The sequence below is a fragment of the Psychrobacillus sp. MER TA 171 genome, from assembly GCF_023713305.1.
Taxonomy (GTDB): domain Bacteria; phylum Bacillota; class Bacilli; order Bacillales_A; family Planococcaceae; genus Psychrobacillus.
This window is the reverse complement of sequence record NZ_JAMAWN010000023.1, coordinates 18,074-41,915: the sequence shown is the minus strand read 5'-3', so window position 1 is coordinate 41,915 and position 23,842 is coordinate 18,074. Positions and strand designations below refer to the sequence as shown.

At 36.6% G+C, this 23,842-nt stretch carries 22 protein-coding genes and 2 pseudogenes; 11 read left to right on the top strand and 13 right to left on the bottom strand.

The annotated features are described in order from the left end of the window. The first annotated feature begins 1,040 nt into the window (after nt 1–1,040). Complete coding sequence (locus M3627_RS16845; protein ID WP_251556691.1) at nt 1,041–1,463, top strand: hypothetical protein; 423 nt, start codon at nt 1,041–1,043, stop codon at nt 1,461–1,463. A gap of 138 nt (nt 1,464–1,601) precedes the next feature. Here the strand turns inward: M3627_RS16845 and M3627_RS16840 are convergent, their stop codons facing one another. After that, nucleotides 1,602–2,183: a dienelactone hydrolase family protein gene (locus M3627_RS16840; RefSeq protein WP_251556690.1), complete on the bottom strand. Its 582-nt coding sequence runs from the start codon at nt 2,181–2,183 to the stop codon at nt 1,602–1,604. Nucleotides 2,184–2,515: 332 nt separating this feature from the next. Here M3627_RS16840 and M3627_RS16835 point away from each other — a divergent pair, with 332 nt between their 5' ends. Together M3627_RS16835 and M3627_RS16830 are read left to right on the top strand one after the other, a co-directional pair. Continuing rightward, nucleotides 2,516–3,628, top strand: a complete 1,113-nt coding sequence (locus M3627_RS16835; protein WP_251556689.1) for a GAF domain-containing sensor histidine kinase — start codon at nt 2,516–2,518, stop codon at nt 3,626–3,628. An 11-nt stretch (nt 3,629–3,639) separates the two neighbouring features. Then, a complete protein-coding gene (locus M3627_RS16830; protein WP_251556688.1) occupies nt 3,640–4,287 on the top strand; it encodes a response regulator in 648 nt (215 codons plus the stop codon). 175 nt (nt 4,288–4,462) lie between these two features. Here M3627_RS16830 and M3627_RS16825 read toward each other — a convergent pair whose 3' ends face one another. From M3627_RS16825 to M3627_RS16795, 8 genes and pseudogenes are all read right to left on the bottom strand, one after another. Continuing rightward, nucleotides 4,463–5,032 (bottom strand): DUF2695 domain-containing protein, encoded by a 570-nt coding sequence (locus tag M3627_RS16825; protein WP_251556687.1) that lies wholly within the window; start codon nt 5,030–5,032, stop codon nt 4,463–4,465. Nucleotides 5,033–5,144: 112 nt separating this feature from the next. Continuing rightward, a complete protein-coding gene (locus M3627_RS20910) occupies nt 5,145–5,273 on the bottom strand; it encodes a hypothetical protein (RefSeq protein ID WP_255475385.1) in 129 nt (42 codons plus the stop codon). Nucleotides 5,274–5,368: 95 nt separating this feature from the next. Further along, nucleotides 5,369–5,806 (bottom strand): hypothetical protein, encoded by a 438-nt coding sequence (locus tag M3627_RS16820; RefSeq protein WP_251556686.1) that lies wholly within the window; start codon nt 5,804–5,806, stop codon nt 5,369–5,371. A 54-nt stretch (nt 5,807–5,860) separates the two neighbouring features. Further along, complete coding sequence (locus tag M3627_RS16815) at nt 5,861–6,226, bottom strand: DUF2750 domain-containing protein (RefSeq protein WP_251555857.1); 366 nt, start codon at nt 6,224–6,226, stop codon at nt 5,861–5,863. Between the two features lie 235 nt (nt 6,227–6,461). Then, complete coding sequence (locus tag M3627_RS16810; RefSeq protein ID WP_251556685.1) at nt 6,462–7,010, bottom strand: short-chain dehydrogenase; 549 nt, start codon at nt 7,008–7,010, stop codon at nt 6,462–6,464. An 80-nt stretch (nt 7,011–7,090) separates the two neighbouring features. Continuing rightward, nucleotides 7,091–7,914: pseudogene (locus M3627_RS16805) on the bottom strand (MBL fold metallo-hydrolase). Between the two features lie 233 nt (nt 7,915–8,147). Beyond that, nucleotides 8,148–8,429: pseudogene (locus tag M3627_RS16800) on the bottom strand (transposase); the annotation flags it as partial. Between the two features lie 324 nt (nt 8,430–8,753). Further along, the gene (locus M3627_RS16795) at nt 8,754–10,097 is read right to left on the bottom strand and encodes a hemolysin family protein (RefSeq protein WP_251556684.1); all 1,344 of its coding nucleotides are present in this window, start codon (nt 10,095–10,097) and stop codon (nt 8,754–8,756) included. A 214-nt stretch (nt 10,098–10,311) separates the two neighbouring features. Between M3627_RS16795 and chrA the strand changes: the two genes are divergently transcribed. After that, a complete protein-coding gene (chrA, locus tag M3627_RS16790) occupies nt 10,312–11,469 on the top strand; it encodes a chromate efflux transporter (RefSeq protein ID WP_251556714.1) in 1,158 nt (385 codons plus the stop codon). A 246-nt stretch (nt 11,470–11,715) separates the two neighbouring features. On the opposite strand, the gene M3627_RS16785 is transcribed toward chrA, so the two are convergent. After that, nucleotides 11,716–11,868 (bottom strand): hypothetical protein, encoded by a 153-nt coding sequence (locus tag M3627_RS16785; protein ID WP_251556683.1) that lies wholly within the window; start codon nt 11,866–11,868, stop codon nt 11,716–11,718. Between the two features lie 174 nt (nt 11,869–12,042). Between M3627_RS16785 and M3627_RS16780 the strand changes: the two genes are divergently transcribed. The 4 genes from M3627_RS16780 to M3627_RS16765 all read left to right on the top strand — a co-directional run bounded on the left by M3627_RS16780 (nt 12,043) and on the right by M3627_RS16765 (nt 18,698). Beyond that, the gene (locus M3627_RS16780; protein WP_251556681.1) at nt 12,043–13,785 is read left to right on the top strand and encodes an ABC transporter ATP-binding protein; all 1,743 of its coding nucleotides are present in this window, start codon (nt 12,043–12,045) and stop codon (nt 13,783–13,785) included. Further along, the gene (locus M3627_RS16775) at nt 13,782–15,521 is read left to right on the top strand and encodes an ABC transporter ATP-binding protein (RefSeq protein ID WP_169360633.1); all 1,740 of its coding nucleotides are present in this window, start codon (nt 13,782–13,784) and stop codon (nt 15,519–15,521) included. The genes M3627_RS16780 and M3627_RS16775 overlap by 4 nt, the downstream gene beginning before the upstream one ends. Nucleotides 15,522–15,692: 171 nt before the next feature. Then, on the top strand, nt 15,693–17,150 hold the full coding sequence (locus tag M3627_RS21125) for a M1 family aminopeptidase (protein WP_169360632.1): 1,458 nt from the start codon (nt 15,693–15,695) through the stop codon (nt 17,148–17,150). 291 nt (nt 17,151–17,441) lie between these two features. Then, nucleotides 17,442–18,698, top strand: a complete 1,257-nt coding sequence (locus tag M3627_RS16765) for an MFS transporter (RefSeq protein WP_251556679.1) — start codon at nt 17,442–17,444, stop codon at nt 18,696–18,698. A gap of 43 nt (nt 18,699–18,741) precedes the next feature. On the opposite strand, the gene M3627_RS16760 is transcribed toward M3627_RS16765, so the two are convergent. Further along, nucleotides 18,742–19,491 carry a class I SAM-dependent methyltransferase gene (locus M3627_RS16760; protein ID WP_251556677.1) on the bottom strand — a complete coding sequence of 250 codons (750 nt, stop codon included), beginning with the start codon at nt 19,489–19,491 and terminating at the stop codon, nt 18,742–18,744. Nucleotides 19,492–19,832: 341 nt separating this feature from the next. Between M3627_RS16760 and M3627_RS16755 the strand changes: the two genes are divergently transcribed. Beyond that, nucleotides 19,833–21,251, top strand: a complete 1,419-nt coding sequence (locus M3627_RS16755; RefSeq protein WP_251556675.1) for a YfcC family protein — start codon at nt 19,833–19,835, stop codon at nt 21,249–21,251. Between the two features lie 28 nt (nt 21,252–21,279). After that, nucleotides 21,280–22,452, top strand: coding sequence for a M20 metallopeptidase family protein (locus M3627_RS16750; protein WP_251556674.1), 1,173 nt, complete (start codon nt 21,280–21,282; stop codon nt 22,450–22,452). A 133-nt stretch (nt 22,453–22,585) separates the two neighbouring features. Here M3627_RS16750 and M3627_RS16745 read toward each other — a convergent pair whose 3' ends face one another. Together M3627_RS16745 and M3627_RS16740 are read right to left on the bottom strand one after the other, a co-directional pair. Then, nucleotides 22,586–23,140, bottom strand: a complete 555-nt coding sequence (locus M3627_RS16745) for a lysozyme inhibitor LprI family protein (protein ID WP_251556673.1) — start codon at nt 23,138–23,140, stop codon at nt 22,586–22,588. Between the two features lie 24 nt (nt 23,141–23,164). After that, the gene (locus M3627_RS16740) at nt 23,165–23,368 is read right to left on the bottom strand and encodes a YheE family protein (protein WP_169360626.1); all 204 of its coding nucleotides are present in this window, start codon (nt 23,366–23,368) and stop codon (nt 23,165–23,167) included. Between the two features lie 73 nt (nt 23,369–23,441). On the opposite strand from M3627_RS16740, the gene M3627_RS16735 reads away from it, so the two are divergent. Continuing rightward, nucleotides 23,442–23,831 carry a ferritin-like domain-containing protein gene (locus M3627_RS16735; protein WP_169360625.1) on the top strand — a complete coding sequence of 130 codons (390 nt, stop codon included), beginning with the start codon at nt 23,442–23,444 and terminating at the stop codon, nt 23,829–23,831. Nucleotides 23,832–23,842: the final 11 nt, after the last annotated feature.

The following is a 23,842-nucleotide window of genomic DNA, read 5'->3' as shown; positions in this document are numbered from 1 at the left end:
ACCTTAATAATCGATAAAGATTTGCCTTGCATGATTCAATATATCTTTATTAGTCTAGTGGCTATCCCTTCACGTTCATTACACGCTTCGTCGGTACTATGCCACCACTTTCACTGATAGAAAGGCAAGTTATACAACTACTAATATCATAATTATTTTCCTTGCCAACGTTTCGTTGGGAGTAAGCCCTCCACGTTATCAGCTTACAACGTTGAATTATATCTATTTTAGAATGAACTTAGGTGCTTCCTCTAAGCCTGTTAGCGTTCATACGCCTGTAACGTATCATGGATTTTCATATTACTTATTCTTACTCATCCACCGCTAACCTCACATTTGGTGATATACACATTTCTATGTATCGTGCTTGTAGACCTGTACATTCAGAAGTTCGTCAGCAAATCCTTTTTTTGTAGGGCATAATGCATTCTCACCATATTCATTCAACTCAAGCATCATGATTTACACCACCCCCGCGGGTAGGCTTTCGTCAGCCGAACTGCTACGGTAAATTCTCACGCCTTTTCGCCGAGCTTATAATACGATCATTCTTACTAAATCTAATGCTATTCGACTAAGAGAGAGCCCTTCAAGACGTTACTCTATCATTTGACTCTTCGATATAATCCTTCAGTTCCATTGGAACTGTCTAGCCTTTACCAGAGAAATGTGACCATCCTCTATTTAAACTAGAAACGTTTCGCACAAGTAAAGCACCTCGTTAGTTCAATAAGGGGTAAAGTCAGATTTATGCGGATTTACAACGTTAAGAATATACACAATTCTATACAATATCGTCGTTGACACAGCATCTCCAAAAACACGCTCAACCTGTTGCTGGCACTGGCTTTGTAGAAACGTGCATAAAATCACGTATAAACAATGTTCCATATGAAAAGCCATAAATGTTGATGTGACAGCGTTTATGGCTTTTTGGTGTGTTCCCTAACTTTGATTTGGGAACGTTTTTTGTTTTCTTTATGTATAAGTTATAATAATTCTATCTAGTATTATTTATTTAATAAATCGGAGGAATCGTTTTGAGCATTGCAACTTATATAGGGTTAAATTTTGAGATAGCAGTTAGTGATGAATTTACAGATGACCCAATAGAAATCGGTTATTGTTTTTCAGATGAAGAAAATCGTCTGTCTATAAAAGAAAGGCATTTTACTACTCAATTTGTTTATGAAATATGTGACTATGGCGAAGCTATTTGGAATATGAATGAATACAATCAACAATACTCACCACATAATTTTGAAAAGGCTAAAAAAACATTTATTCAGTTATGTGAATTCTTAAATGAATTGATTCCAGATGGTGATTATTGTGAGATATATATTTGTTGGGTGGGAGATGAAACCGAACCTATGGAGTATAAGGTAACTATTGATTTAAAAAAACCTGTTATTGAACCATTGAAACAGTATGAGAAATGCTATATTAAATTCTCTAAATAATGAAAACAACTTTGTTTAAGTATTTTAAACAAGGCTGTTTTCGTTACCAAAGTGTCATTTGGGTACGTTATTATGTTTTACAGTTAATCTTTATACATTAGCTTTTTAGTCTTACCTAATGTTTATTTCAAAATGTTATTAATCGAATAAACATTCTAGTAAATTATTAGTTGTCTGTTCATTGTATTTGGAAGAATAGGGGTCAGCAAAACCATGTTCACCATCCACAATACTAATTCTCACATTGGAATAGGCGTTAAGATTTGTTTTTAATTCAATCGGATTAAAAGATTTCTCTTGCTTACCGAATAATAGAACTATTTCTGCATTCGGAACAATATCCGTATATTGACGAATTCGGGAACCATAGAATCCAATTACTTTATATACATAGTTGTTATTGCTACAAAGCCAAGCAATCGTAGCCCCAATGCTAAAACCAACAATATGTATTTGATTATATTCTTTCGACAAATCGTTTATTAGAATATCAACATCATTCTTTGCTTTTTTAAATCCGATATCCCCCATGAAATTCTGATATGCAAGCTCTTCCTCTTCGTATGAGAATACAGTGTCTTTTTGTAATAAGTTTGGTACATATACATCGAATCCTTTTTGATATAAGAAGTTTGCATAATATTTCATGTGTGCATTTACTCCATAAATTTCATGAAGTAAAATGACACATCGATTTGAGCTTTGTTTTAGTTGTTCCAATAAGATTACCCTCCTTTGATTTAAAATTCATTATAAATAAATTAAAAGGGCAAAGATATGTCAAATCGTTCCCAAAGAGTCGTTTGGTAACATTTCTTTATTTATCGTTGTAAATCTGACTATAATCCTTCTTCAACTAAACTGCGGCGTTAATTTAAGTGTAACATTTCACAATGCAAAACCAATCCTACTCTTTAACATATCCTAAATTTATTACAAGTAGGGTTCGAATTCTATACTGTCAGTCAAAAGTATGATGCTTCTGATATTTATATGTAGACCTTATACATGATAAGATGAATATAACAGGTAGGTTAGATGGAGGAGTTATAATGCAATCGAAGGAACTTTCCAATATAGAGCTATTGAAAGAAATAGCAGAGCTAATCAACGAAGAAACAGATATGGAACAAATGCTACAGGGAGCGCTTCGTAAGCTTTTAGAGGGAACTATTTTTGAGACGGGATGGATTTTTTTCATTAATGAAAAAGGGAAGCAGGAGCTAATTGCGCATGAAAACCTTCCCAAGTCACTTGAAAAAAATGATTGCCGACACCTGCAAAAGGGTGGCTGTTGGTGCGTGTCTCGATATAGAAATGGAGAATTACAAAAGGCTTCTAACATAATAGAATGTCAGCGAATAGAAAATGCTCATAAAAAAGATGTAAATGAAGAGGGAATCACACATCATGCAACAGTACCTTTACAGTCTGGGCAGGAACGCTTTGGTTTGTTAAATGTAGCTACAGCGAATACTGTCCGTTTTGAGGAAGGTGAGTTAGCCTTATTAGAATCTGTTGCATTTCAAATTGGATCAGCGATTAAAAGAATATTATTGACTAAGCAAGAGCAACAGGTGGCGCTTGTTCAAGAAAGGAATAGACTTGCTCGAGATTTGCATGACTCTGTAAACCAGTTGCTTTTTTCAGTTACGTTAACTGCTCGAGGTGGCGTTGAAATGACAGACCAAGTCGAAGTAAAGGATACCTTTAAAGAGATTCAATATTTAACTCAGGAAGCACTAACCGAGATGAGAGCACTTATTTGGCAACTGCGTCCAAAGGGTTTAGAAACGGGAATTATAGAAGGGTTAAAGGGCTATGGAGATATTTTAGGACTATCTCTAAGTATAAAGGTAAAGGGAGTTATCCAACTTCCGGCAAAGGTAGAAGAGACCTTGTTCCGCATAACCCAAGAGGCACTAAACAATATCCGTAAACATTCTGGAGTAGTTAAGGCAGAAATCTATATGACAGTCACAACAACTGATGTGCTTTTAGTTGTCAAAGATGAGGGCTGTGGTTTTCACATGAAGGATTTAAAATCACTTCCTTCAATAGGCCTGCAAAGCATGAAGGATCGGGCAAACTCAATTGGTGGTACAGTGGACTGGGTGACAGAAGTCAATAAAGGGACAGAGATATTAGTAAGATTACCTTACTAGGGGGGATTGAAATGATAAGAGTATTAATAGCTGATGATCACCATGTTGTCCGCAGAGGTTTAATGTTTTTTTTGAAAACACAGAAGGATATGGATATCGTCGGAGAAGCAACGAATGGAAAAGAAGCTGTTGAATTGACAGAGGCTTTAAAACCAGACATTATTTTAATGGATTTAGTTATGCCAGAGATGGATGGAATACAAGCAACCAAAAGGATAAAAGCAGAATATCCTGATATTCAAATTCTGATGCTAACAAGCTTCTCGGATCGAGATCATGTCATCCCAGCTTTAAAGGCGGGAGCAGCAGGGTATCAGCTAAAGGATATTGAGCCGGATGACTTAGCCGACTGTATAAGGAAAATTATGCGTGGAGAAAATACTATCCATCCTGAGGCAACTAGTCAGATGGAAAGAGAAAACGAGCCGAAAGAAGTGCTTCCACATGAGGAATATCCATTAACCCCTAGGGAGCAGGATGTACTGTCAGAGCTTACAAAAGGCAAAAGTAACAGAGAGATAGCATCGTCTTTATTTGTAACAGAAAAGACCGTAAAAACTCATATTTCGAATATATTCGGTAAGCTACACGTCCAGGATCGAACTCAAGCTGCACTATACGCAGTAAAGCATGGTTTAACGGAATCGAGTGGTCAATAGATATCCATTAACATTTTTATAAAAATAGAAGAAGGAGTACTTTCATTTTTGGCTATGTTAAAGGGAAAGGTTGATTTTAAATACACATAATAAATGAGCTAGGATATTTTCTCCTGGCTCATTTTACTTAATTATTACTTTTGATTAAAGCACCACGTTAGTTCAACAAGCTCTATTAATCAACAACATTAGAGAGTACCTCACAATCACAGAATCCGCCTTGATTCTTCAATGCTTTTACGATTTTAGATAGTTTACTCTTAGGTATGTTATCTTCCAGCCATCTCTTTGTAAATTTAAGAGAGTGGTCACAATCATCGGCATTTAACTTTTCATTCAAAAGTATACCGAGGGACTCCAACTGTTCTGCGGATAAGTTTAGCTCATTCCACATTCCACCATAGTCTTTTAATAGGGCAAGTCTTTTAAGGTCCTTTTGGTTCTTTTTAACCAACTCCATAGCCCTTTCCAGACAATAAATAGCATTGTTATAATTGAGTAAGCATTCTTCGGCTTGCGACAACAAACGCCAAGCAAGAGGATTTGTTCCGTTTTCTATTACATAATCCTTTAACCCTTGCCTTGCTTCTAAAAGAAAAGGAACCGCTTTTTTTGCTGGGGCTCTCCTTTCCAACGAACCTTGCATTGATAATTTTTGACCTTCGATTAGAGTTTCTTTTAATGCTTCGAGCTTTTCCATAAAAACCTCACCTTTAATTCCATTTATATTTTCGTTTTCTATCATTCATTTTCCTTCTTCAACTAACCTGCGGCTTTAGTTCAATAAGAAAAAGGCTTTACTCCTTCTTGAAGTAAAGCACCTGTTAATTGAAGAAGAAAATCAGTACTGGTAATAATCAAAGCATTACTTTTTTTTCAATCGCTTTTATCCTATCTTCTAATTCTTTATTTTTCTTTCTTACTTTATCTACATAAAATGCAGAACTAAAACCAAACCCTAAAGCTAACCATGTAATAAATTCCATTTTCAATCTCCTATCATACTCATTTAAAAATCATTATTTATATCCAGATTATAACATCTCTTATTTTCAACTAACCTGCGGCGTTAGTTCAATAACTAAATACCAGAACGTAGATTAATTTTTACAATCAATTCAATGAGGGGTGATGTAAATGTTTCTGGAATCATCGGTGAAGGCAATTTCCCTATGCGATTTGTCAAACCAAAGGAAGCTTCCTCAACGTCAATCCAGTCTAATTCTGGGACACCTTGAATCTCACCGATAAAATGATAATCTGCTATATAATAATATGTACCATTGTCATTTTCACAAGCTCTCCATACTTCTGCTTCTTTTCTTGGGTCGATGCCAAACTGTTCAAAAAACAGTTGAATTGCTGGAGATGTATGAACGATTACCTTTGTATAATAAACGCATTCAGGGCATCCACAATGCTCTTTATCAGAAATTAGTGGAAGTTTTTCATACAAAGCTTTTGTTTTCTGAACGTCTACGTTAACAATATTTCCATTTATGTTGAATTGTTCCGCCATTCTCACTCCCCCTCTTTCTTGAAGTAAAGCACCCGTTAGTTGAATAAGAATATATTATTTTTCTAATATTCCTATAATTTCTTCAAGTAAATCAAATGGTTCTACTTCTACCCCAATTAACTTCGCATTCCAGTTCGCACCAACTAAAAGACCATCTTCATTCATTCCGTTCAACCAAGTATTCATAAAAATTTCCAAAGGTATCGATGACGGCTTATAATGTGACCAACCATCTACTGCACATTGTCGTGCATATGCCTCATCTGACCAAAACAACATAACAACAGTATCTTCATATTCATTAGATTCGCAAACACACCATCCATCTTCATTTTCTAAACCCCAAACCACTTTATTTTCCGAAACTCTTTTTATAAAATTTTCATAACGTCTTTTAGAATTTATTATCAAATCAAGCATCGTTTTAATTCTCCCCATCTTTCAGTTTCCATATAATTCTTTACCTCTATAAGCTTAACGATATATCGCCTTGATTCATACATGTATTTTTTTCTTATTAAACTAAACTGCCCCGTTAGTTTAAGTGTAACATTTCACATAGAAAACCAACCATAGCCTTTAACATAACCATTTTTTAACAAAACGATAACCTAGTACATTTCTTCCAAGGCTGCAGAATGTTCACTTTTATGTTTTATAGGTGCTTTTCCAGTGATTCAATTTGACCAATGGTTAGTATGTTTTTTCTTTTCTTGATAGCTTCAATTACTCCATCTGAAATTTCCTTCTGTGTTAACCACCTTGGGCGGGTACCTTCTATTAAAAATCCCAATTGAACTTGATGATAGGAACAATTTTTAGGCAGTATAGCTTCTCGTTTAACCCTTTTTAAATCCGAGCTACTCCCTAAAATATGAAATAAATCCCACCTACTTTTACTAATGGAAACCTCCGCTGCAATTATTTTAAGTGCCTCTGGAGCAGTCGAGTGTATCCAAGCTACCACAATATCAATCCCACCATTTTCATTAATTGTTGTATGCAGCTTCTTTTGTAATTCAGCATAATTGTTATAATCAAGAAGAAGTGGGGTTATATGATTATTTAAGTCCGTCTGTTCTATTAGATCTTTCATGCGTTTGGGATTTCTAGCGATAATTGAAACATGATATCCCTGATTTAATAACCAGAGGGAGACTCTGGATAGCATCCCAGTTCCACCGACTACTAAGGCATGATTCATAATATTTCCTCCTTACGATACAATTGCTCGATAGAAAAACTTTTCTGCCCTATGCAAAAACGTCTAATTTCAGTTGCACACTAGGTATTAAATAAGGTTCCATTTAGTGCTTCCATATAACGGGTGGCAGATCTTAGGACATTTTGCTTGGCCTCTTCTTTAATGACACGATGAAAGGCATCGTATAGCCGAGCAAACTTCAATTCTTTTATCCTAGTGGAAATCCTTTCTACAGTCGTTTCTGGAAGGGGAATAAAGTTTGGATAACTGTACATAAAGCTTACCCAGGAAAGGTCAGCTACGACACGAATGATATCCCCAGTCATTAAAATCCCGCTTTGGTTATCTCCATTTTTCCATTCTAAAACTGTTCCACCTTTAAAATGGCCACCAATTCTATGAAGGATGATTCCTTCTTTTAATTTCAGTGACTCACCAGACCAAAAAACTATTCGCTCACTTGGTCTCATAACCCATTCTTGATCATCTTCATGAATGTATATTGGAGCGTTAAAGGCTTCAGCCCATTCTACTTGGCTAGAGTAGTAATGTGGATGAGATAAAGCTATTGCATCAATTCCACCTAAGTCTTCTATTTTGCTAATCGTTTTTTCATCAATATAAGAAATACAATCCCACAATAAGTTAAAATTTTTGTCTTGTATCAAATAGGCTGTTTGACCAATTCCAAAACGGGACTAGTGTTTATGCTGTATAGTCCTTCTTCTTCGATATTAATAGTATTTTTGTATATGCCTTCTTTAATCATAGATTCTAATGTGGTCCAATTTTGGACATTAGAACTAATAAATTGTCTTTCTTCACCGCAAATTATACATTCCTCTGGTTTCCCAAAAGAATTTTCATACTGAACTCCGCATGTCTTACAAATATATCTTTCCAAAATAATCACTCTTCCTCTAAAATTCATTTTAGTTTGTGTGTTCTGGTATTTCTTGTAATTGAATTGTATCACTATAAATAATGCGTCATTCTAATACTTTTGATTGAAAATTCGATATTATTTGGTGAGTTTAACGTAGTATGTTTTGAAAGAGAAGATAAGACAACCCTTTTGCTATTATCCCAGTTTACATTCTGAAAAAAGAGCTAATTCAGCTCTCGATTTTGTTTGTTTTACGCCATTTTTGGCGTTTTCCAGGTCCAGCTGGCCAACTTCTTAAGATTTAAGGCAGCAAAAGTTAGCATCGCCTGCACGGACAATTTTTTAAGACCCTTTAAGGTTGTCCATCGCATACCATGCTTTTCTTTGGCATCGGCAAAGACACGCTCGATCGTCTCTTTACGCTTCCCGTAAATTTCTTGCATTTCATAGTTATGATGTAAGTCCTCAGCTACATCCAAATAGTCTTGCAAGATATGACGTAGAATCATCTTTAGTTTATTCTTACTCTGCGTTCATTGGTTTGATTTTTCGTCATCAAATCCATCACCTCATTCATTTTATAGGAGGCCCCTTGATTGGAGCGGAGAACGGCGTCTCCAGCGGGAACAGCGCGAGCTGAAGACCCTGGACTGAGCGCAGCGAGGGAAGCGGCTGAAGCCGTGCCCGCGGAAAGCGTCCGTTCGTAGCGGAAATCAACTCTTCCTCGCGTTACTTCTATTTAAAAAGAAAAAAGACTGTAGGCAAACTCCATATTTTTTGGAGTTTGTCTACAGTCTGAACGACTCTCTAAAAAGAGAGCCGTTTCTATATGCATTATTTTAAGTATGATGTATTAATTATTCATCTATGGATTCTTTTAGTTCCTCATCCTCTTGATCTTCCGGAACTTTGACAACTTCTAGATATTGAATGTGATGACCGTCGATTTCTTTGACAGTAAATTCGTAGCCTTGTTCTAGGAGCTTTTCACCACTGACCACATCGTAGCTTTTTGTCATAAACCACCCACCAATAGTATCAATATCTTCTTCATCAATATTAATATTTAGTAAGTCATTTAAGCTTTCGATTAACATCTTAGCGTCAATAATATAATGGTTTTCAGCAACCTTTTGAACCTCAGGCAGCTCATCTGTGTCAAACTCGTCGCGGATATCGCCTACGATTTCCTCGATGATATCTTCAATCGTGACAAGACCAGAAGTTCCTCCGTATTCATCCATTAAGATGGCCATGTGAATACGTTCACGTTGAATTTTAAGTAATAAATCAGCGATAGGCATGTTTTCAATTACTCGAATAATTGGCTGCATGTAGTCAGCTACCGGAGTAGTGGCGTTAGCAGGATCTCGTATAAAGGCAGTTAAAAGATTTTTCATATTAACAAGTCCTATAATATGGTCTTTATCTCCATCAGTTACAGGATATCTTGTAAACTGTTCGACACCTACGACTTCAAAAACCTCACTAAGGGTTAAATCCTTATCGATGGAAGTAATTTCAGTTCTAGGAACCATAATTTCTTTTGCGATACGATCATCAAATTCGAAAATTTTGTTTACATACTTATACTCTGCTTGATTGATTTCTCCACCCTTAAAACTGTCCGAAAGAATCATACGTAATTCTTCCTCGGAATGGGCTACTTCTGATTCTGAAACAGGCTCTAATCCAAACACCTTGGTCGCTAAGAAACGTGCCGATCCATTCATACCATGGATTACCGGATACATAATTTTGTCAAATATGACTAGTGGCTTAGCAACTGCCAATGTAATCTGTTCAGATCGTTGAATAGCAAATGTTTTAGGGGTTAATTCTCCAACTACTACATGTATATATGTTACTAATGAGAACGCAATGATAAATGAAAGTAAAGAAGAAACACTTTCTGGAAGCTCAAAATACTCAAATGCTGGATGTAAGATTCTTTCTATAGTTGGTTCTCCCAACCACCCTAATCCTAAAGCGGTGATTGTAATACCTAACTGACAGGCAGATAGATATTCGTCCAAATTGGAAACAACCTTCTTAGCATTAATAGCTTTTTTGTTTCCTTCAGCTAAAAGCTGATCGATTCTTGTTGTTCTTACTTTTACTATTGCAAATTCACTTGCAACAAAAAATGCAGTGAAAGCGATTAAGACAGCAAAAGCTGTCAACCGTATGGCTATGTCCAAATAATTACTTTGTCCCTAACCCAAATGGGGGGTAGAACAAAGTGTACACCTCCTGTTTTCTAAAAAAATAGTTTCTAGGTTTAATAATAAAATATATAAAAAGAAATTACAAATCTTTATTCTTTAGGTTGCGACTTCATATTTCCCCCTGTAATCTTGAGATATAGTTTTCCTATTTGTTAGATAATTTTAATGAACTAGGGGGTATGGAAAAATAGTGAAAAAATATATTGAAATAGCAAGTGCTTCAACGAAATTAGGGTTAACTTCTTTTGGTGGACCCGCTGCTCATTTGGCTTATTTCCGAGAAGAGTATGTGCAGAAAAGAAAATGGCTAGACGAAAAGTTATATGCTGACATTGTGGCAATTTGTCAATTCCTACCGGGACCAGCCTCATCTCAAGTGGGCATTGCCATCGGCATACTAAGAGGTGGAATAATTGGAGGGGGCATATCATTTTTAGGGTTTACTCTTCCTTCCATTATACTGCTTGTATTGTTTTCAGCGTTTTTGATATCTACCAACTCATTTGACAGTGGGTGGCTACAGGGATTGAAAATCGTTGCAGTTGCCATTGTTGCTCATGCTCTGTTAGGGATGCAAAAGACACTAGCACCAGACCGTATTAGAATTACTATTGCAATAGCATGTGCTATATTAACGTTGCTTATTCCATCAATAGCTGGTCAATTTAGCATATTGATTGCAGCTGGATTGTTTGGATTTATATATTTTCGTTCAGATGAAAATGAACCTGCTCCAAATATTAGGCTTCCTTTTGGAAAAACAACAAGTATTATTGCTTGGATCTTGTTTTTTGGACTTCTTATTTTTTTACCGTTATTGAAGCCATTTATAAATTCAACCTACTACTTAATTTTTGATATTTATTATCGTGTCGGTTCTTTAGTTTTTGGAGGAGGACATGTTGTACTGCCAATGCTTCAGCGAGAGGTAGCACTTTCCCCTGATATATTTTTAGCTGGGTATGGTGCTGCTCAAGCGGTCCCAGGTCCATTGTTTACGTTGGCTAGTTTCTTGGGTCATGCAACAGCTGGTATTCCAGGAGCTTTAATAGCTACATTTGCCATATTTTTACCCTCGTTTCTAATGGTAATTGGAATACTACCATTTTGGTCAGCTATACGATCGAAAAAAGGAATTCAGAATGCCTTAAAGGGAGTTAATGCAGGTGTAGTAGGAATCCTTCTTGCCGCGTTATATGACCCGGTTTTTACGAGTTCAGTTAAAGAATCATCGGATTTCATCATCGTTTTAATTACTTTCACGGTATTATTTGTTTTCAAATGGGCTCCTTACAAGGTTGTACTGTTAAGTGCAGTTTTAGGTTATCTTTTTCATTTAATTTAATTTTAAAATAGTAATGTACGTTTTAAACTCGAAAAGCTACATGTTAACGTCACAACTGCGCGCGTATACGACGGGTGATGGCTTATCACTCCCCCCGTGAAAAAGCGTCCGACTAGAGTGAAGAGCATTTAAACTTCATTTCCATCTATTTGTTCGTTCTTAAATGTAAAAGCACGAATTTTTGGAATAATTTAATTGTCTATTTCTTCAAAATGTATTGACAACTAAACTTTTATTGAGATAATATTAAGTGACACTAAATAATTTAGAAATGGAGGTATGAATAATGATTCGTTTTAAAGTTATCGCAAATAATTTAATAGCTCGTTCATACCTACCATTAGACGCTAAATGACTGTTTAATAGCATAAGAATTACTATGTCTATTTTAAAGTGCATTACCGTATCATGGGTAATGCGCTTTTTTGCGTTCTATTATTTCCAAATTTTGGTGAAAAAACAAAGGAGGAGAGTTGGGTATGATTATTCAACGAGCTAAGCAAATTTTAATAAAGGAATCTCTTGAAGGCGGATAGTTGGTAAATGTAAAGGAAAGAAAAGAGGGACAATGAAATGTTTTCAGTATTATTTAAGTTAAAGTGGTTTTTTAAGGGTCATTGGAAAAGGTACACTGTTGCAGTTGGTGTACTAATTATTGCAAGTGCATTTGAGATTTTTCCTCCATGGCTAGTAGGAAGGGCAATCGATACAATTACGCTAGGAAATATGAATAGCGACCTATTAATGGAGTATGTATTATATTTTGTAGGAATTATTATAGTGGGATATATTTTAAATTTTATTTGGCAATATCAATTATTTGGTGGGTCTATTTCTATTGAGCGCATTTTACGCACGAAGCTGAATCGAAAATTTTTAAGTATGACACCGACTTTTTACGAGAAAAATCGTACTGGTGACTTAATGGCTCGTGCAACAAATGATTTGAATGCAGTTGCAACTACTGCTGGCTTTGGGATTATGACCTTAATAGATTCGACTATGTATATGTTAGCCTTGATTCTGGCAATGGGTTTTCTTATTTCATGGAAGCTTACTTTTTTTGCACTGTTACCTATACCAGTTCTCGCAATTATAATGCAATATTTAGGTAAAATCATTCATGAAAAGTATATGGTAGCCCAAGATGCATTTGGGGATTTAAATGATCGTGTTTTAGAATCTATAGCTGGTGTAAGAGTAATTCGTGCGTACGTTCAGGAACGTGCTGATGAGAAGAACTTTGCAGATATGAGTGAAGAGGTTTATCAAAAAAACATGGTTGTAGAACGAATTGACGCCTTGTTTGGTCCTATCACAAAAATAGGAACAGGTATTAGTTATGTCGTGGCACTTGGTTATGGAGCTTTTTTAGTTTCTAAGGGTGAGATGACGGTAGGAAACCTAATTACATTTAACGTTTATCTAGGTATGGCTATTTGGCCAATGTTCGCTATTGGGGAACTGATCAACGTTATGCAACGCGGGAATGCTTCGCTTGACCGTGTACAGGAAACGCTTGAGTACGATGCAGATGTGAAGGACCCGACTGCTCCAGTGAATTTGAAGGATGTAATGTCCATCGGTTTTGATGATGTTGGATTTCAATATCCTTTATCACAAGTGAAAAATTTAGAAAATATCCGAGTAAACCTACAAAAAGGGCAGACGCTTGGCATTGTAGGTAAAACTGGGTCTGGAAAAACGACCTTTATTAAGCAGCTGTTAAAGGAGTATCCAATTGGAGCAGGTCAACTGACGATTGGAGATATCCCAATATCAGAGCAAACAAAGGATCAAGTATTAGAATGGATTGGGTATGTGCCTCAAGATCATGTGTTGTTTTCTAGAACCATACGCCAAAATATCCTTCTAGGAAAAGAAAATGCTACAGAAGAAGAATTAGAGGAAGCACTTCGTTTAGCACATTTTCAACAGGATTTAATGAATCTACCAATGGGATTAGAAACGTTAGTAGGGGAGAAAGGGGTTTCCCTATCTGGGGGTCAGAAGCAAAGGGTATCGATTGCTCGAGCGCTTATCAAAAATCCAGAAATTCTTCTTTTAGATGACTCCCTTTCTGCGGTAGATGCTAAAACAGAGGCAAAAATTATCGAAAATATACAAAACGAACGCAGTGGGAAGACAACAATTATTACGACGCATCGCTTGTCAGGCATTCAGCATGCCGACCAAATCATCGTTTTAGATGAAGGAATCATTGTAGAACAAGGTACGCATGAGGAACTTCTAAAGCAAAATGGCTGGTACAAGGAACAATATGATCGTCAACAGCTTGAGGGGGTGTCGTCATGAGTACTGGAAAACGACTCTACCATTATGCGTTATTTTATAAAAAGCCAATTATTCTTGGTCTAATCTTTTTAACGATTGCTGTAATTGCCGATTTGACAGGACCATTTATCGCAAAACAAATTCTTGATGAACACATTACAGATGGTGCCATTGATCTGGAGCCGATATTAATGCTCCTTGCAGTATTCTTTGGTCTAAGTATTGTAACAGCGGTTTTTAGATATTTTATGTTTATAAACCTACAGGTTGGAGCAAATCGTGTTGTTCAGAAGCTCCGAAATGATGTTTTTCAGCATATACAAACTTTGCCTATACAGTATTTTGACAACCTGCCTGCCGGTAAGGTAGTTGCTCGTGTGACAAATGATACGGAAGCAATCCGTAATCTATATGTTCAAGTACTTTCACAGTTTGCAACCAGTATCATTTCTATTACTGGGGTCTATATAGCAATGTTTATTTTAGACGTTAAAATGGCAGCAATCGCTTTATTCGTCATTCCGATCGTATATATATGGATGCTAGCTTATCGAAAATATGCATCTCAATATAATCATATTGTGCGAACAAAGATTGCAGATATGAACGCCATGTTAAATGAATCAATTCAAGGAATGTCAATCATTCAAGCGTTTAAACGGGAAAAACAAATGGACCAAGAATTTGAGGAGATGAATGAAGAGCATTACAGTTATCAGCGTAAGCTTTTAAAATTAGATTCTGCTACCTCCTTTAACTTAGTACAGGTGCTAAGATCCATCATGTTTGCTCTATTTATTTTAGTGTTTGGTAGTCAGTCCATGGAGCCGGGAGCAATCATCTCTGCTGGATTGCTTTATGCCTTTGTGGATTATACGACGAGATTGTTCAATCCAATTACGGGGATAGTTAATCAGTTCTCTCAGCTAGAACGCTCATTGGTAGCTGGAAGTAGAGTATTTGAATTGTTGAATGAAAAAGGGGAACAGGTAGAAGACAAACGAATGGAAAGATACGAAGGAAACGTGGAGTTTAAAGACGTGTCGTTTGCCTACAAAGGTGATGACTTTGTCTTGAAGAGCTTAAACTTTGTTGCAAATAAAGGAGAAACGGTTGCCCTAGTGGGGCATACAGGCTCTGGGAAAAGCTCTATCATGAACTTGTTATTCCGATTCTATGACCCAACTAAGGGGAAGATTTTAATAGATGGAATAGATATCACGTCCCTTCCAAGGCAAACCATTCGTAATCATATGGGAATTGTATTGCAGGATCCATATCTTTTCTCTGGAACCATTGAAACAAATGTTAGTTTAAATGATCCTAGAATTTCACGAGAAAAAGTAGAGGCCGCATTAGAAGCAGTAGGTGGAGAACGTGTACTAAAAAACCTCGAAAAAGGATTAGATGAACCAGTAATTGAAAAGGGAAGCACGCTCTCTTCTGGTCAAAGACAGCTAGTATCCTTTGCAAGAGCGCTTGCCTTCGACCCGGCCATTCTTATATTGGATGAAGCGACATCTAACATAGATACCGAGACAGAAGAAATTATCCAGCATGCGATGGATGTATTAAAGAAAGGTAGAACAACCTTCATCATTGCACATAGACTTTCTACTATTAAAAATGCAGACCGTATTCTAGTTCTAGACCGGGGTGAGATTGTAGAGAGTGGCACACATGACGAGTTGCTGCAGCTACAAGGTCGCTACGAACAAATGTATAAGCTACAAGCCGGAGTTTCCCCTAATGCATAAGCATAAGGGGATTTTCCCTTTTCTAGAGATAAAAGATAGATAATTTTCTTGAAAAACGAAGTTGGTGTGTGCATTTTTCTCCACACATCTGTTAAAAGACTCAACTAATTTACAAAATAAAGGAAGGATATTTTTGAAATAGATAGAATGTAGAGAAAAGGAGATGAGATAGTGAAAACTAAAGCATTCATTGCTATTTGTACGGCTGCAGTCATTTTAGGGGTTGGAAGTTACTTTATATTAGAGAAAGAATCTAAAATAGATATAGTAGAACCAGAAGTGAAAGCAGAAGAAAAACCAACTGCTAAAAAAGTAAAAGAGGAATCTATTTCAGTACTCCAAGGTTCTAGGGGAAATTACAAAATAGATATCCACCAGGCGGAGGACTTACGTTTTCACATATCTGCGGAGATTGAAGTTACGAATGAATCCAAAAGTGTATGGGAGGATATCGGTTTTTATTTTATCCCGAATGTTACGACGCTAGAGAATAAATACTTTATGCTTTCATCTATAGGAGAAGCAGAGATTTCTTCTATTAGAAATAAAGATGGCGAAGAATTATCATATAAATTGAACGATACCATGCTTTATGTAACTCCAAAATCTGATGTACAACCAGGTGAAAAAACAATTTTAACAGTAGAATATTTATTAAAGCCGCCATTTAAAGGGCAACGACTGTCGAGAATAGACAACAATTTCTATTTAGCATTATGGTATCCAATGCTAGGTAGGTATACGAACAAATGGGAACTACATCCTTATTACCATGTGGGTGAATTCTATGATACGGGGTATGGAGACTATGAGATTACTTATGAGTTAGCTAGAGAATACTTGGTTGCCAGCTCGGGAGAAGATGGTGAACCTAAGCCTACCATTAGTGGGAAGACACAAGGAACAAATATTAAAGATTTTTATATAGCATTTTTAGATCCGGAAGAATGGATTAGTGAGACATTGCAAGCAAATGATACAACAATCAGATATTTTTATCCTTATGATGTTCCAGACACTTTACATCAAATGATTATGGATGCTCAAAGAGCGTTTTTATTTATGGAAAAAAATATTGGGGATAATCCGACAAAAGAGTTCGATGTTGTTGCAAATAATTCAGGAATGGAATACCCAAATATTGTAGAAGTATGGTTTGATCCAGGGAGACATGAAAGAGTATTAATCCATGAAATTGCTCATCAATGGTTTTATTTCATGGTTTCCAGTGATCCTTATGAAGAATCTTGGTTAGATGAGAGTTTAACGGCACTATTGGAGGGGACATACCGTACCTTAAGATATGATTCCAGTGAAATGGGTGAAAAATTAGGATTTAATGAAATAAATATTTTTGCTGAAAGAAAAACTCAGCAGGAAATTGCTAATATTCCAGTTACGGAGTTTGGTACGGATCATGGTCCGGTGCTATATGGGAAAATCCCTGCAATTTTACGAGATTTCTTTAAAGAGAGAGGCGGACACGAAGAAACAATTAAATTTTTATCCGCTTATTTTAATGAATTTAAATATCAATATGTGGATACTGAGACCTTTGTAGAATTCTTCAATGAGTACCATCAAGAAGATCATACTGAGTTTTTCAAAGAGTGGCTTCTATTAGAATAATTTACTTCATATTTTTTTATTGAACTATAGCAGCAGGTTAGTTTAACATATTATGCTGTTAGGAGACTGCCGAAATTAAATTTAAATGAGCCTGGAGAAAAATCCTAGCTCATTTTTTTGTGTCTTAAAGCAACCTTGAGCTTTATACAAAGCTAATGATAAAAAACAAGAAAGAGTTCTTTTGTAAATTCTTTCTTCTATAAAAATTTCGAAAAATTTAATTTAAGCGATTGTAATTTTCTGTCGGAACTCGTATATTTAGTGTAACGAAATAGATGGAAGAGGTAGTATATGATTCCTTGGTTTGTAGAGTGGAAAAAGAAAATAGTTTCCTTTAATCGTAATATTCGTATGTTTATGCTGGCCAATGTTCTGATTCAAATAGGCATGGGTGTTTTTTCTGTAATGTACAATTTATACATTAAGGAGCTTGGATTTCCGGAAACGTTAAACGGTAAAATTATCGCGATGACCTCCCTGGCTTCTGCCATCATGTTAGTGCCTGCCGGTTTTCTTAGTGACCGTTTTGGAAGAAAGAAAATTATTATGATTGGTGCTGTGGTCGCAGCAGGTACATTATTTTATAGAAGTTTGATGGTTAGCGAGCAGTCTTTAGTGTATGCTGCTTTTTTTACGGGCCTCTTTATGGCGCTTGTTCAAGTATCAGGGATACCTTTTTTAGCTGAGAATTCAACCGCCAGTGAACGGATGCATCTATTTAGTATTCATTTTTCACTTATGACTCTAGCCGGGGTAGTAGGGAGCCTAGGGGGTGGGGTCTTAGCTGATTTACTGCATGCATTAGGTGGTCTATCTGTAGTGGATGCCATCAAATATGTATTAATAATTGGAGCTACGATATTTACTCTAGGTCTCCTGCCGCTTACTAAGTTAAATCCGGTAGGAAATAGAGCTACATCAAAGGATAATCAAGATGACAAAAGAACACCTGAGCCAAGCAGCTTCAGAAAAAATGTGAAGATTATCATTCTATTTGGCTTTGCAAATTTATTAATAGGTACTGGCTCTGGGCTAGTAATTCCTTATCTAAACTTATATTTTTCTAATCGATTTGATGCTTCGAATTCATATGTAGGACTTATTTTATCACTAGGATCCGCTATGACAGCGGTGGCGATGTTATTAGGGCCTGCTTTAGTTAAGCGAGTAGGAAAGGTGAGGGCGCTCGTTATTTTTCAGCTGTTATCTATCCCGTTCCTTTTTATAACTGGCTATACGAACTCTCTTGTAATTGCATCCATTGCCTTCCTAATGCGACAGGCGCTGATGAATGCGGGTAATCCAATTCAGAGTGCCATAGCCATGGAGTTAGTTCAGGATAAATATAAAGGGCTTGCGAATTCGGTCAATCAGATGGTGTTTAATGTGGGATGGGCAAGTACAGGGGCTGTATCTACCGGTCTTGTCATGACCTTTGGGTTCTATTGGGGCTATGCTTATACATTTACAATTACAGGAGTATTGTACTTGATTGCCTCTACGTATTTCTTTTTGGTCTTTGGTAGGAAAAAGCTGGACAGTGTGTAGCATAAAAGCAACCTTTGTGATTAAACAAAGGTTGCTTTAAATATCATTTCTTTTTTACTTTTATTCGATAAGATAAGCAGTTTTCTAAGCTGGCAACCTGCTGATAGGTCCATGTGTTGTAGTCCATTGCCCCTCCAGGAAAGTAGCCTACTACTTGTAAGCCTGCTTGATGACACAACTCATCTATTTGTGCGGGTGCATAACATGCTAGTATTTGTGTGAATTTTTCTTCTGCGTCCTCTACACTCCACCATGTGTCAGTCATAGATTGAGTCTCCTTGATATACCCGTATTGCCGTTGAACTGTTGGATCATTTGTGGGCTGCATTTCTATTCCATTTACATTCTTCCAATATAAAGGCTGATAAATATCTATTAAAGCAATTCCATCGATATTCAACCAGTCATATATACGTTTGAGTATGTTGACTTGGTCTTGATCAGATCCAACACCAAAGCCATCTATATAGAGCACAATATCAAATTTCTTTTTCAACCTTACAGTATAAAAATCAGCACAGATTGCTTCTACGCTAGGGTGTGCGTTTTGAAGCGCATACTTAACTATTTTGTCAGCTAACTCAATCGTAGTAACATTTTTGCCTAACGCTGCAATTGCATTTGCTAATTTTCCATAGCCTGCGCCTAATTCTAAAACTGCTTTAAACGGTTTCCCAGCTTGTTCCTGAATAGCTTCTGCTTCCTGGTGATAAAATAAGGAATCATTGTAGTTTTTATCATATATAAAATCAAATTGTTTTTCATAAAATTTCTTTTGCCAATTGGATTGCATCTTTTCCTCCTGTAATTTTATTTTTACAGGTTGTACTTAAAATTCCGAATACCCATGAAGAAGAGCACCTCCTACTAATCTCAATTTTATCATAATTAGAATATTACAAAAACAGGTTTATGAATTTGTTTTGCTGAAACGATATATAAATATAATATTTTTTCAATTCTGTATTGAATGTTAATTTTGTTTATAGTAAAGTTTGTTAAAAGTATTAGACTATATATTCTTAATTGTCTATAACTTTAATGGTTCACAATAGAGAAGGGGATGAAAAGGGGAAACTACGTAGTGGGATAAAAAAAGGAACATAATTTTAACGAGCAAAGGAGAAAGCTAGAATGACAACAGCCTTGAAAGAAGTATCCACAAAAAAGAAAAAGATTAGAGAAGCGCCACATCCATTCGTTATTTTATTTACCGTTGTTATAATCATGGCTGTATTAACTTATATTATTCCAGCTGGACAATATGATCGCGTAGAGAATGCAGATGGTCGTACAATCGTAGTAGACGGCTCCTATCAAACTATCGATTCTAGTCCTGCGGGCTTCTTAGATATATTTAATGCTATACATAAAGGAATGGTCGAAGCTGCTCCAATTATTTTCTTTATTTTTATGGTGGCAGGCTCATTCAATCTATTTAGAGAGTCAAAGGCGATAGAAGGTGCATTTGGTTCCTTATCCACTAAGATGAAAGGAAAAGAAATGCTCATTATTCCAGTAGTAATGATGTTTTTTGGAGTGGCTGGAGCAGCAGTAGGAATGTTTGAAGAAGCACTACCTTTCATCATGATTTTAGTGCCGATTGCCATAGTTATGGGATTTGATTCCATCGTAGGGGCCGCCATGGTTATTGTTGGGGTTTCAGCTGGATTTACAGCAGCCTTTATGAATCCATTTACCATTGGAGTTGCCCAAGGAATCGCGGAGGTTCCAATTTTTTCAGGCATGGGTCCACGCATTGGCTTTTGGATTGCTTTCATGGCAATATCTATTGCATATGTAATGATTTATGCCAATAAAATAAGGAAAGACCCAACCAAAAGTATTATGTATGAGGAAGATAAAAATAGAAATATTGATATCGAAGCGATGAAACAGGACACTATCACAAAAACTCAAGGAGTTATTATTGCGATTCTAGTAGTCACAATGGTTGGAATGGCATTTGGGGTATTGAAATTTGGATGGTTTATAACAGAGATTTCAGCATTATTTTTAATCATGGCAATCGTTATTGGATTGGTTAATCGACTGAAATTTAATGAGATTACAAAATCCTTTGTTCGAGGCTGTGAAGAAATAGTTGTAGGGGCATTAGTAGTTGGCTTTGCCTATGGGGCATTAGTTATTTTAAACGATAGTAATACAATAGACACCATACTGTATGGAATTACTAATTTAGTTGAGAAGTTTCCTTCTAGCTTAACAGCGATCGGTATGTATGTTATGCAAACATTGCTTAATCTTATTGTTACATCAGGCAGTGGGCAGGCAGCTTTAACTATGCCTATTATGGCCCCTTTATCTGATTTATTAGGAGTAAGCAGACAAACGGCAGTATTGGCTTATCAAATGGGAGACGGAATCACAAATATTATCGCACCAACAAGTGGGTTAATATTAGCAGCTCTTGCCATGGCTAAGATCTCTTATGGAAAATGGGTTCGTTGGTTGTGGCCATTAATTTTGATACAATTTATAATGGGAGCAGTTTTTGTGACGATTGCTCATCTATTCTTTTGGCCAGCATGATACAGTTGTGTTATTTAGGAGGATTACAATGGAAAAGTTATTTAATAGATTAGAAGAGATTTACCCCGAGTTAGTCGATTTCCGAAGAGATTTGCATATGTATCCCGAGCTTTCTCATCACGAGGTGGAGACGCCTAAAAAAATTGCTGCTTACTTAAGGAACTTAGGATTAGAGGTTCGAACTGAAGTTGGAGGGAGAGGTGTTTTAGGTTACCTAAAGGGTGGGAAACCAGGGAAAACCATCGCACTTCGAGCAGACTTTGATGCACTTCCTATTCAGGATGAGAAGGAAGTAGCATACAAATCAAAAGTTCCAGGAGTTATGCATGCATGTGGGCACGATTTACATACGTCTGCACTTCTAGGGGTGGCAAAGGTATTAAGTGAGCACAAGGACAAGGTACCAGGAACTGTAGTGTTCATACATCAATTCGCCGAGGAGACCACTCCAGGTGGTGCTGAATTTATGATTAAGGACGGTTGCTTAGATGGTGTGGACGTTATCTATGGTTCACATGTGATGTCTCTTCAGCCCTATGGGACATTTAGTGTGATAGAAGGCTATGCTTCCTCCGCACAGGATGATTTTTATATAACAATCCATGGTAAAGGGGGGCACGGGGCATCTCCTCATGAAACGATTGATGCTTTAGTGACGGGAAGCCAGGTTGTATTAAATCTACAGCAAATTGTTAGCAGAAGAGTAGATCCACTAAAGGCTGCAGTAATTACGGTTGGTTCTTTTCAAAGCGGAAGCACTACTAATGTGATACCTGACACTGCCTATATAAAAGGGACAGTCAGAACCTATGACGAGGATGTGCGCACACTAATCGAGCAGAAGCTAGAACAAGTAGTTAAAAGCACTTGCGAAGCTGCTGACGCTACGTTCGAGTTAAAATATGTGAAGGACTGTCCATCTATCTTTAACGACCCTATTGAAACAAAGCGTGTAGAGAAGGTGGCCAGTCAGGTTCTAGGGGCTGATAACATTATCCCAGGGAAACCGATGAACGGAAGCGAGGACTATGCGTATTATCAACGCGAGATTCCGGGAGCTTATTTTATCATTGGTGGAGGGAACGAGGAGCTAAAAGCTACCTACCCACATCATCATCCTAAGTTCGACATCGACGAACGCGCAATAAAGGATATTGGTAAAATGTTTATTGGGACTGTTTTTGAACAGCTACAGAATTGATTGCAGGATATAGAAAAAAGAGCTTGGTCCTCCAAGCTCTTTTTTTATATAGAATAAACATTCCATGTATGTACGTTTTGCCTTTTTATTTGACCTTAGGCTTAGTTGTTTACTTTCAAATCACATTCTTGAATTATTTCATATAACGATCAACTAACTCATAGCATCTTTCTTCAGTAAGATTAGCGAGAACAGCTACATATTCTAAATGCTCCTGCGTGCCGCCTTTAAATTTTAGAGAAGCTTCTAATGCTTGTTCATCTCTATCTTTTAACCATTGTCGTTGATTTTCTCTTAATAGGTCCATTTCTTCTGGAGACAATTGCTCCTTTAATTCACCGTATATTTCATTCAACAGTTTATCCCAAAGTTCCCATCTATCATCTTCCACTTTTTTTAGCGCATAAGTCGAAGAATCAGTTGCCTTCAGTTTTTCTGCCTGTAATTTAGTGTTGTTTAATTTTATCAAGTACTCTTCTTTTAAAGTAGAATTCTTAGCTATTGGATTTTCTTGAGTGTCATTTGATGTGCTTTTGTTTTCATCCAAGACTGATTTTTTGTCTTGAGATACTTCACTATTTTGGGACTGGTTGTCCAGCTCAGTAATAGTTTCTGGTGATTCTTCACAAGCAGCTAATAAAGCTGCTAGCACTAATGTGACTATTGGTATTATATATTTTTTATTCATAAACTAAGTGTTCACCTTTCTTGTTTAGTCGTACACATGGAAGAGCATAAGCTCATGAATCATTTTTTTGACTGCTTCCTCGTCTGGAGGAGTTTCGCCAAGCCACTTAATCGTGCCATCCGGTTCGTATTCCGCAGCAAATCTTTGTTGCTTGTAAAAGAAAGAAACTGACCAGCCGGGCAGCTGTTTGTTGTCATAGAGTGACTTGAAGCTGAAATGTTGTAGCAATATAATCATACCTTTCATGTGAGTGAATTTGCTCGCATATACTAGTATAAATGACTAGCGAAGGAGCATCTAATTGTTTATTGAAAAGCTGGAACAAGCAATAAAGAATGAGTACGCCGATTACCATCATTATATGGATATGTATAAGCTGACGGACGACCCATACTGGCAAGAATTCATCGAGCACGTTTATGAGGACGAAAAAAGTCATTATGAAATGTTTCAACAACTCTATTATATGCTTACAGGAAGTTTTGTTCAAAACTTACAAAAAGTTCCCCCGTGTGAAGATTTAAAATCCTGTGTCAAGCAGTCAGTCAAGGATGAATTGGAAACAGCAGAAGTATATAAGGAAATGCTGCTCCAAATACCGATTCAACAAGCATATGCACCTCTTTTTTGTGCTATGCATGATGAAACAGAGCATGCCATTCGATTTTCGATGATGTACAATGCACTCTAATTGTTTTTGTG

Coding starts and splice junctions, on each gene's coding strand:
- M3627_RS16835 (WP_251556689.1), top strand. CDS start 2,516: ATGCAATCGAAGGAACTTTCCAATATAGAGCTATTGAAAGAAATAGCA.
- M3627_RS16830 (WP_251556688.1), top strand. CDS start 3,640: ATGATAAGAGTATTAATAGCTGATGATCACCATGTTGTCCGCAGAGGT.
- M3627_RS16825 (WP_251556687.1), bottom strand. CDS start 5,032: ATGATAGAAAACGAAAATATAAATGGAATTAAAGGTGAGGTTTTTATG.
- M3627_RS20910 (WP_255475385.1), bottom strand. CDS start 5,273: ATGGAATTTATTACATGGTTAGCTTTAGGGTTTGGTTTTAGTTCTGCA.
- M3627_RS16820 (WP_251556686.1), bottom strand. CDS start 5,806: ATGGCGGAACAATTCAACATAAATGGAAATATTGTTAACGTAGACGTT.
- M3627_RS16815 (WP_251555857.1), bottom strand. CDS start 6,226: ATGCTTGATTTGATAATAAATTCTAAAAGACGTTATGAAAATTTTATA.
- M3627_RS16810 (WP_251556685.1), bottom strand. CDS start 7,010: ATGAATCATGCCTTAGTAGTCGGTGGAACTGGGATGCTATCCAGAGTC.
- M3627_RS16785 (WP_251556683.1), bottom strand. CDS start 11,868: ATGCACTTTAAAATAGACATAGTAATTCTTATGCTATTAAACAGTCAT.
- M3627_RS16780 (WP_251556681.1), top strand. CDS start 12,043: ATGTTTTCAGTATTATTTAAGTTAAAGTGGTTTTTTAAGGGTCATTGG.
- M3627_RS16775 (WP_169360633.1), top strand. CDS start 13,782: ATGAGTACTGGAAAACGACTCTACCATTATGCGTTATTTTATAAAAAG.
- M3627_RS16765 (WP_251556679.1), top strand. CDS start 17,442: ATGATTCCTTGGTTTGTAGAGTGGAAAAAGAAAATAGTTTCCTTTAAT.
- M3627_RS16760 (WP_251556677.1), bottom strand. CDS start 19,491: ATGCAATCCAATTGGCAAAAGAAATTTTATGAAAAACAATTTGATTTT.
- M3627_RS16755 (WP_251556675.1), top strand. CDS start 19,833: ATGACAACAGCCTTGAAAGAAGTATCCACAAAAAAGAAAAAGATTAGA.
- M3627_RS16750 (WP_251556674.1), top strand. CDS start 21,280: ATGGAAAAGTTATTTAATAGATTAGAAGAGATTTACCCCGAGTTAGTC.
- M3627_RS16745 (WP_251556673.1), bottom strand. CDS start 23,140: ATGAATAAAAAATATATAATACCAATAGTCACATTAGTGCTAGCAGCT.